The sequence below is a fragment of the Marinobacter sp. MBR-105 genome (genome assembly GCF_053628895.1).
In genome coordinates this window covers 235,229-244,355 of the sequence record NZ_JBRJHG010000006.1, presented here as the reverse complement: position 1 = coordinate 244,355, position 9,127 = coordinate 235,229, and the positions used below count along the sequence as shown (strand labels likewise).

Genomic DNA, 9,127 nt, shown 5'->3' with positions numbered 1-9,127 from the left:
GGGCTTAGCCGTTCTTCGTGAACCGCCGTGGTACGGAACCGTATGCCCGGTGGTGTGGGAGGGCTCCGGGGGTGACCCCGGACCCTACCCGATTCAGGCACGGTGAGAATTACTGCTGGTTCTCAAGCTCGCCAAAGGTATCGGCAAACAGGGCCGACGAGAGGTAACGCTCGGCCGAATCCGGCAATACCACCACAATGTTTTTGCCCTGGTGTTCCGGCTGTTTGCTGACCCGAATCGCGGCCACCACCGCAGCGCCGCAGGAAATGCCGCACAGAATGCCTTCTTCCCGCATCAGGCGATGGGCCATGGCCATGGCGTCCTCGTTGGACACGGCCTCTACCTGATCGACCAGGTCAAGGTCGAGGTTCTTGGGTACAAAGCCGGCCCCGAGACCCTGAATCTTGTGGGGGGAGGGTTTAATCTCGTCGCCCCGCAGTGTCTGGGCAATGACCGGTGAATCCGCCGGCTCCACCGCCACGGTGGTAATCGCTTTGCCCCGGGTTTGCTTGATGTATCGGGATACGCCGGTCAGCGTGCCGCCGGTACCAACGCCGGCAACAAAGATATCCACTTCACCGTCGGTATCGTCCCAGATTTCCGGGCCGGTGGTGTCCTCGTGAATCTTCGGGTTAGCGGGATTCTGGAATTGCTGCGGCAGGAAGTGGTTGTCCGGGTCGGAGGCAAAAATCTCCTCGGCCTTGGCGATGGCGCCCGGCATACCCTTGGCGGGTTCGGTGAGTACCAGTTCGGCTCCCAGGGCCTTGAGAACCTTACGCCGCTCCAGGCTCATGGAGGCCGGCATGGTAAGAATCAGCTTGTAACCGCGGGCAGCGGCAACATAGGCCAGGGCAATGCCAGTGTTACCACTGGTGGGCTCGACAATAGTCATGCCGGGTTTCAGGGTACCGCGTTTTTCGGCATCCCAGATCATGGCGGAACCAATCCGGCATTTGACCGAGTATGCCGGGTTCCGGCCTTCGATCTTGGCCCAGATCGTTGCGCCATCGTTTACCCGGTTCAGCTTCACCAGCGGTGTGTTGCCGATGGAAAGGGAATTGTCGTTATAGATACGTGCCATGTTCTGCTCCTGTTCCTTATGTCTTGCGTCCGGTCTGTCTTGCTTCCAGGCGGTTTCGACCATTGCCCTTGGCGGCGTAGAGCGCCTGATCGGCCTGCCTCAGATACTCTGCCGGTGAGCCGGTCGGCTCGGGCACGCCATAGGCGAGGCCAATACTGACCGTCAGCTCGATCGGGCTACCCTGGCAGGTATCGCACTGCCGGTTGGCAACCGCTGTCCGGAAACGTTCCAGTCGGTCCATGATATCGGATGCGTCTTCGTAACTGGTGAAAATTATGAATTCCTCACCACCAAAACGCGACAACCGGTCGGTTTCCCGGCGGAAGTGCTCCCGCATCACATCAGCCAGTGCCTGAAGGCACTGGTCACCGGCTTCATGGCCCCAGGTGTCGTTGATTTTCTTGAAGTGGTCGGCATCCACCATGGCCACCGCGAATCCGGTTTTATGGCGCTGGCACCACTGGAAGCTGCGGGGAAACTCGCGGTCGAAATAGCTGCGATTACCCAGTTGAGTGAGATTGTCGGTTACGCTCAGCCGTGATAATGCTTCGTTGGCCTCGGCCAGCTCCCGGTTCAGGCGGCCGAGCTTGCGATTCCAGTACACCAGCAGAGCCGTTATCACAAGGCCGGCAATCAGAATCTGCCAGAAACGGGTGTAATCAACCCGTTCCTCAATCCGGAGATTACGCCAGGTACTCTCCAGGTTTTCCCTCTCCTCTCGAGTGAGGCTGGAAACCAGCCGCTGCATGATGTTGTGCAGTATAGGCTCGTCATTTCGAGTAGCAATGGCCAGAGACCAGTCGGCAGGAACCCGGCCGATCACTTTCAGGTCGGCCAGGCCGAGTGACTGCATGTAATAACTGGCGGTCGCCAGCGTGGTGATGTAGCCGGCCAGTTTGCCGTTTTGCAACTGCCGTAACCCTTCTTGCTCGGAGCCAACCGGAACGAGCTGCAGCGAGGGGTAACGTTGCTTGAGGAGCTCGGCAAACGCGTAGCCGTCGACCACGCCAACGGGCCTGTCGCCCATATCACTCAGCCGTTCGATAAACGGTGCCTCAATGCGCCCCATGATGACATTAGGCACTTCAAGGTAGGGTGTGGTGAAGCTCATATAGCTGGTGCGTTCCGGGGTTTCCATAGCCATAGGGAACATGTCACAGCGGCGGTCGCGGGCGGCGTCAATGGATTCCCGCCAGCTGTCGGTTGGCACCAGTTGGAAATTGAGGTCACCCCGTTCCCGGAACAGCTCCAGTACCTGGGCTGAGAGTCCAACATGCTGGCCATTCTCGACGGCTTCCAGCGGGCTCCAGTCTGGATCGACACAAATACGGACTCTGCGATTATGCTGTTGCAGCCAGTCGGCTTCCGTTTCATTCCACTCAATTCGGCCACCTGACTGGTCAGCCCGGCGGGCCGTGGCGCCGAGCCAGCGGGTTTCGATGGTTCTCTGCTCGGTGGGTGAGATCGACGCCAGAGCCTGATTCAGGATATCCGCCAGGGGCGACAGGGTCGGTCGGATGCCGAAGCGCAGATCCTCTCCGGTAAAACCGGGAAGTACCAGTTCGCCGGCAATACGCACGCCGCTGATGCCAAGTTCATGTATCCAGTAATTGCCCGAATGCAGGGCATTGATCACTACATCCACGTCGCCCTTCGCCAAGGCGTGGAACATAGGCTCCTGGGTGCTGAAGGTGAGCAGATTTTTTGTGCCCAGAATCTCTTTGACGGCCTCTTCGTAATAGATGCCGGCACCGATGGCCAGGCGGTAGTTTCTCAGGTCTTCCAGCCGGGTGTAGTTCAGGCTGTCACTGCGGGTAAATATGACATTGGGGATAGTGTGATAGGGCTCGGTGAAACGGGCAAAGGCTTCCCGTTCCGGGCGATAGGACATGTTTGCCATGATATCGATATCGCCGTTCTGCAGCATTGGAATCAGCTCGTCCCACTGGCCGCGTACCGGAATGATCTGCAGGCCGGTAAGGTCGGCCAGACGATCCATAACGTCCACGCTCAGTCCCAGGGTTCGGCCGCCATCGGTAAAGCTGAACGGAGCATAATCGTCCATGAAACCAACTCGAACCGGCCCGAGGCTGGCCAGGAACCGTAGTTGTTCGGAACTTAAAGGCAGCCTGGCGGATTGTTCTGAAGAATAGCCACCGAACTCCTGCCAGCGTTCGCGCAGATTACTCAGACGGTTTGTCGGAATGGCATCCAGCCCGGCCTGTAAGCGGTCGAGGAGTAGCCGGTCGCCAACTCTGACGCCAATTCGAAAGTCTTCCCGCGATAACTGGTTCAGAGGTGCGGGCCCGGCCATCTCCAGAAAACGGAAGCCGGCCTGGTTGGCCAGGTACTCCATGGTCAGGCGTGGGCCAACGGCTACATCCACCCAGCCAAAGGCCAGGGCCCGCACCAGGCTGGGCAGGGTGTCGTAGGTCTCTATGGTGAGGTCTTCTTCCTGCAGCCGATCCAGGTAGTATATGTTCTCCACCACCCCGATTTTCAGGCCTGCCAGGTCCTTCAGTTTCTGGATTGGGGGCAGGTAACGAGCGCTGTCGCGCATCAGGTAGACTTCGCGAAAATGGTAGGGTTCGGTAAACAGGATCTTTTCAGCCCGCTCCGGGCGCCAGGAAATACCATCAATGGCGTCCAGATCGCCCCGCAGGAATGCCGCGTAAATGTCTGGCCAGCTGCCGGCCCGGAAATCGAAGGTCAGGTTGGCGTTACGAGCGACTTCTCGCAGGACGTCAATGGAAAATCCCGTTGGAGTGCGCCCTTCGAAAAAAGTGTATGGCTCGTTGTCGGCGACTACGCCGATGGTAATCACCGGAGGCCTGTCCTCAGGGGACTCTGCCTGGGCGAGCCCGGCAACAACCAACGACAATAGCAGAGCCATGAAAGATAGCCGGGAGACGACTAAGATCGGGCGCTGTAGCGTTGAAAACGTGGGGAATGTCAAAATGAACCTTCTATGTTGCTTACCGCTACAGTGTAGTTGCAAATCGTAACCTCTGACAGCCATAGCTGGCCAGAATTCATACAGACTTTGTGAAATCTTCAACGAGGAACCGCAGCCCATGGCAGAACAGGCGTTTGATTGGCAACACACACCAGCCGCCGTCTGGCGGAGGCATCGTTCAGGCTTGCGGGCCATTCGCCGGCTGGACCCGGTGCAGTGGCCGGCGCTGACCGGCATCGACCACCAGAAGCAGGCGTTGGCAAGGAACACCGAACGTTTTCTGGCGGGTAAGCCCTCCAATAATGCGCTGCTCTGGGGATCGCGGGGGACGGGCAAATCTTCGCTGATCAAGGCCCTTCTGAACCGCTATTGCGATCAGGGCTTGCGCATGATCGAGGTGGACAAGGACGACCTGGTCAATCTGCCTGAAATTGTCGACGACATCTGCGATCTGCCGTTCCGGTTTGTGATCTATTGTGACGACCTGTCGTTCGATGTGGGGGAATCCGGGTACAAGGCACTGAAAAGCGTGCTGGAAGGCTCACTGGAGCTGCCGCCGGAGAATGTGCGGGTGTATGCCACGTCTAATCGGCGCCACTTGATGCCGGAGTTCATGAGCGACAACCTCAAAAGCGAAGTCCGGGATGGCGAACTGCATCCGGCCGAGGCTATTGAGGAGCAGGTGTCGCTGGCCGACAGGTTCGGTCTTCAGTTGTCGTTCTACCCGTTTTCGCAGGATGTCTATCTGCAGGCGGTGGATCTGCTGTTTCCCCAGGTACAGGACCGTGAAGCTCTGCACCTGGAGGCGGTGCGCTTTGCCACCGGCAAGGGCGTGCGCAATGGCCGCACTGCCCAGCAGTTCTATCGCCAGTTCGCCGGGGATCCGCGCTTCTGCTGAACCGCTACTGCCGGCGTGCCATGCGGATGAAACGATGGTGGATGATGCGGATGCCGATGAACACCAGCACCATCACCACCGGTATGGCCAGGGCTGTCACCAGTGATTCGTTGATCGGTAGCCCGGTACCCTTCAGGGCGTCCAGCCCAAGTTTCAACAGGCCAATCAGGTAATAGGAGATGGCCACCACAGAGAAGCCTTCCACGGTATGCTGCATCATCAGCTGGATGCGGGAACGGCGGTCCATGGAACTGAGCAGTTGCTGGTTCTGGCTCTGGATGGCCAGCTCAACCCGGGTGCGCATCATTTCAGAGGCCCGGTCGACCCGGCGTGACAGATCTTCCAGGCGTTCGTTGACGGCTTCGCAGGTTTTTACCGCCGGGGTCAGGCGCCGGGTCATGAATTCAGTGATGGTCAGGTGGCCGGAGACTTCGTCTTCCCGTAGTTCCTCCAGCCGGGTCAGCACCAGCCGGTGATAGGCCCGGGTCGCCGAGAACCGGAAGGTGGTATGGGCACGGTAGGCTTCGATTCGGGCTGCGATGTTGGTCAGTTCGGCCAGAATCTGCTGTTCATCCAGGCTCTCGTTGTCCGCCAGAGACTGGGTGATGCGGGCAAGCTGCTGGTCCATGTCGTTCAGGGAAGGGGTGATTTCCCGGGCCACGGGTAAGGCCAGCAACGACATCAGGCGATAGGTCTCGATCTCCATCAAACGCTGAACCAGACGACCAAGCTGGCTGTTGGACATATGGTGGTTCAGCACCATGAACCGCCCGAAATTGTCGCTGTGCAACTGGAATGAGCCGAGAACCCGGGCTGCCCCTTCCTGCGGGCTGCTACCCACCAGGCGCATACCTTCAAAATGTTTGCGCATAAAGGCCAGCTCGCTGCGTGCGTCCTCTGAGGAGGCGCGCACCTCAACGTGAAAGGCCCCCACCACGGTACCCTCCAGCTGCGCCAGCCAGCCGTCCGGCAACAGGCTCAAGCCGGTTTCCGCAAACGGATCCGCGTCTGAATCGGCCAGATTGATGAAGGTGTAGGAGGTAAACTCCATATGCACTTCACGCCGGATCCGAAGCTTGCCGAAGCTCTGTTCGTAGCAGCTTACCTCGTGTTCCGGCCAGGGTTCACCCAGCAGCCGGTGCAGTTTCTGGAGATGTTCAAACTGCCGGGTTCGCTGTTCCGGTGTGGTGATCACCGCAATCTGAGTGACCCGGGCATGGGGCGGAATAATCTGGAACGGTCGGGAATGCAGTTCCTGGTACAGATCCGCCCGGAGCGGGTGAAAATCCAGACTGCTGGTGTCGGCACTCACGGTAATGTCCTTGCTTTGGCCTCGTTAGCGGGGATGATAACCCGGAAGCAGACCCCGTCAATGCCACTCTGGTGCTGGTTTCTGGCCTCTACCCGGCCACCATGGTAGTCGGCAATCAGTCGCACGATCAGCAAGCCCTGGCCAAGATGCCCGTCGTGGGCGCCGCTGCGTTGCGAGACGAACGCACCGAAAATATCGACGCCGTCATGGTCAGGCAGTCGGGAGCCTTCGTTAAACACCTCGATCAGGTAATGGCCATCGTGAATGTGCAGGCAAACATCAATGCCGCCGCCTTCTGGCGTGAAATCCCGGGCGTTGTCCACCAGCTTGTCGAGCATCTGCACCAGCATTTCCGGCGAGCCGTTCATCACACAATCAGAAGTAGGGCCTGAATAAACGATTCGATGCCCGGTATCCAACTGTTGGTACGCGGAGGTGGCTTCGGCCAGCACCCGGGCCAGATCGAACGGCTCTTTTTCGGTGTCCTCAAAGCTCTGCTCCAGCCGGGCGGCTTCGCTCATGCTGTGCAGGATACGTCGCAGGCGCTCGGTGGCGGTAGCTGCACGCTCCAGGTATTGCTGCCGTTCGTTCTCGGCGACTCCCTGGGCCAGGTTCTCAAGGGAAGAACGCACCACCGCGACCGGGGTTTTCAGCTCGTGGGAGAGGCGTCTGGAAAAGCTCTCCAGATACTGATTGTAGTTTTGCAGGCGGGCTACCATCTGGGAAAAGTGCTGCTGCAGTTGCCCGAGTTCGTCCCGGCTTCGGGGTGAGGGAATGGCGGCCAGAATGCGACCATCGTCATCGACACTGGCCTCAACCAGTGCCTGCAGCCGCGTAATGCGCCAGGAGAGCCAGCTGGCATAACCCAGCAGCACCAGCATCAATGCCAGAATGATCAACAGGCTCCGGGCCAGAACGCTCCCCAGGGTTGAACCGGACAGGGTCAGTAACTGATCCAGGGACTGCTCCAGTAACAGGATTCGGCCGCCGAACAACTCATGCCGCGTGGCCAGCCAGACCGAGCCATCGTCGTGTCGAACCAGACCGTTGTCGGGCAACCGCGTCATCTCCAGCCGATTGTTTTCCTTCGGCAAGTGCATCGGTTCCGGCTGATACAGGCGAATCAGCCCACTCAGTGCGTTGAGGCTGATCTGTTCCAGAATCTGCCCGGGGGACAAGTCATCAAACACCGAGGCTGAGGCTGGCGCAGCGACCCGACTGTGGGCCAGTATCCAGGACCCCGGTTCCAGTACTGTGGCCTGCTGTCCGGGGCTGATCTGACTCTTCAGCAGGTGCTCCAGACGGTTGTCCTGTTGCACCAGCAGCGGTGGTGGCGCCAGTGTTGTGCCCGTGTTGTTGTTTGGCTGACCTTCCCTGGTGGCCTGAAAGCCAAGCCTGCTGCCTGGTGATGGCAAGGGGAGTTTAAGTTCCAGTTCCCAGCTTGCGCCTTTGTCCTGCCAACTGGCCTGTAGCCGGTGATCTCTGGCTTGTGCCGGCTCAGCCCGGTACACCGGTACGTCACCAGGGGCCACCGCACGGATAAACCAGCGTTGCCCCTGGTTGTGGGTGCCCAGTTCCCGGGCCGGGGCCTGAAGCCATAATTCGAGGCGTTCATGGGCCTGGTCTGGTCGGGCGGGATTATAGAGCGCCAGGCCCTGATCCAGTCGCTGGATCAGCAAATACAGGAACTGGTCATCGTGACTGGCCTGCCAGCGTAACGGGGACGTTGTGCCGGCGGTTTGCCAGGGGGCAGGCTGGTCACCCTCGTCGAATCCGGGCCACTCATGGCCATAGCCATCAATGGTGATGGCCTGGTCGGTGCTGCCTGCGTAGATGGCGCCCTGGTCGGTGGCGACCGGGGTATCCAGCAGCCGGTCGCCGGCCACGTCTGCCAGACGGGCGCCCTGGGCCTGAAGCTGCTGCAGGGCCTGTTGGCGCAGGGCACTGTCCAGTTCCAGCACAAAGCGTAGCCCTGCCCAGGGAACCAGCAGCATCAGCAAACTGGCCAGCAGCAACTGCCGTTTCAGGCTCAAGACTCAGACCTCACGGGCATTCCAGCGGTAGCCCATGCCATAGGCGGTCTGAATGCCGTCGAACTGGTCATCGAGCTGGCTGAATTTGCGACGGATGCGCTTGATGTGGGACGTCACGGTATTGTCATCGAGCACGGTGCTGGCGGCTTCCATCAGCTGCTCGCGGCTGCGTACATGGCCCGGGTGCTGAACCAGGGCATGCAACATCCAGAATTCAGTTACGGTCAGGTCCACAGGCTGGCCCTGCCAGGCCACCGTCATCCGGTCCACATTCAGGGTCAGCTTGCCCCGCGTGAGGATGTCATCGGGTTTCTGCAGCGCTTCGGCCCAGGCTTCCGCGCGTCGGAGCAGGGCGGTGATGCGTGCCAGCAAGTGTTCCAGACTCATGTCTTTGGTGACGTAATCGTCGGCGCCCAGCCTAAGGCCGTGTACGGAGTCGATGTCGCTGTCGCGTGCCGTCAGGAAAATAATCGGCAGGGTGGCGGACAGGCTGCGCAGATCCTGACACAAGGTAAAGCCCCCCTCGGCTTCCTCGCCCAGCCCGACATCGATAATGGCCAGATCTGGCAGGCTTTGGCGCAGCACCTGCCAGGCCGCCGGCCGGTCGCCATAGGTGGATACCCGGTAACCCCGGCGTTCGAAGGCCGCGCGATAGTTGTCGCGGATGCCGGCTTCATCCTCAATCAGGACGATGTGCTTCTTCATGGTCGGTTCAGTCTGCCTTGTTGACGAAATCGCAGTGCCATTAAATCACGCTGACCATGGCACACAAGCGATGTAGAAGCCATTGCCATAATTCATCATTTTTCATCGTCGGCCTGCCTGTTTCTGCCATCGGGTTGCCCCG

6 protein-coding genes are annotated in these 9,127 nt (G+C 59.6%); 1 reads left to right on the top strand and 5 read right to left on the bottom strand.

From position 1 onward, the window contains the following. Positions 1-109: 109 nt before the first annotated feature. Positions 110-1,081, bottom strand: a complete 972-nt coding sequence (cysK, locus tag ACSSVV_RS09595; protein ID WP_022993261.1) for a cysteine synthase A — start codon at positions 1,079-1,081, stop codon at positions 110-112. Between the two features lie 16 nt (positions 1,082-1,097). After that, a complete protein-coding gene (locus ACSSVV_RS09590; RefSeq protein WP_022993260.1) occupies positions 1,098-3,974 on the bottom strand; it encodes a transporter substrate-binding domain-containing diguanylate cyclase in 2,877 nt (958 codons plus the stop codon). Between the two features lie 181 nt (positions 3,975-4,155). On the opposite strand from ACSSVV_RS09590, the gene ACSSVV_RS09585 reads away from it, so the two are divergent. Beyond that, a complete protein-coding gene (locus tag ACSSVV_RS09585) occupies positions 4,156-4,935 on the top strand; it encodes an ATP-binding protein (protein WP_022993259.1) in 780 nt (259 codons plus the stop codon). 4 nt (positions 4,936-4,939) lie between these two features. Here the strand turns inward: ACSSVV_RS09585 and ACSSVV_RS09580 are convergent, their stop codons facing one another. From ACSSVV_RS09580 to pdsR, 3 genes are read right to left on the bottom strand one after another with little or no spacing between them, the layout of a single operon-like run. After that, complete coding sequence (locus ACSSVV_RS09580; protein ID WP_014422937.1) at positions 4,940-6,247, bottom strand: DUF3422 family protein; 1,308 nt, start codon at positions 6,245-6,247, stop codon at positions 4,940-4,942. Beyond that, positions 6,244-8,280 carry a proteobacterial dedicated sortase system histidine kinase gene (pdsS, locus tag ACSSVV_RS09575; protein ID WP_222534920.1) on the bottom strand — a complete coding sequence of 679 codons (2,037 nt, stop codon included), beginning with the start codon at positions 8,278-8,280 and terminating at the stop codon, positions 6,244-6,246. The genes ACSSVV_RS09580 and pdsS overlap by 4 nt, the downstream gene beginning before the upstream one ends. A 3-nt stretch (positions 8,281-8,283) precedes the next feature. Further along, entirely contained in the window at positions 8,284-8,985 is a 702-nt protein-coding gene (gene pdsR / locus ACSSVV_RS09570) for a proteobacterial dedicated sortase system response regulator (RefSeq protein WP_011787092.1), read from the bottom strand. Positions 8,986-9,127 lie beyond the last annotated feature (142 nt).

Coding starts and splice junctions, on each gene's coding strand:
- cysK (WP_022993261.1), bottom strand. CDS start 1,081: ATGGCACGTATCTATAACGACAATTCCCTTTCCATCGGCAACACACCG.
- ACSSVV_RS09590 (WP_022993260.1), bottom strand. CDS start 3,974: ATGGCTCTGCTATTGTCGTTGGTTGTTGCCGGGCTCGCCCAGGCAGAG.
- ACSSVV_RS09585 (WP_022993259.1), top strand. CDS start 4,156: ATGGCAGAACAGGCGTTTGATTGGCAACACACACCAGCCGCCGTCTGG.
- pdsR (WP_011787092.1), bottom strand. CDS start 8,985: ATGAAGAAGCACATCGTCCTGATTGAGGATGAAGCCGGCATCCGCGAC.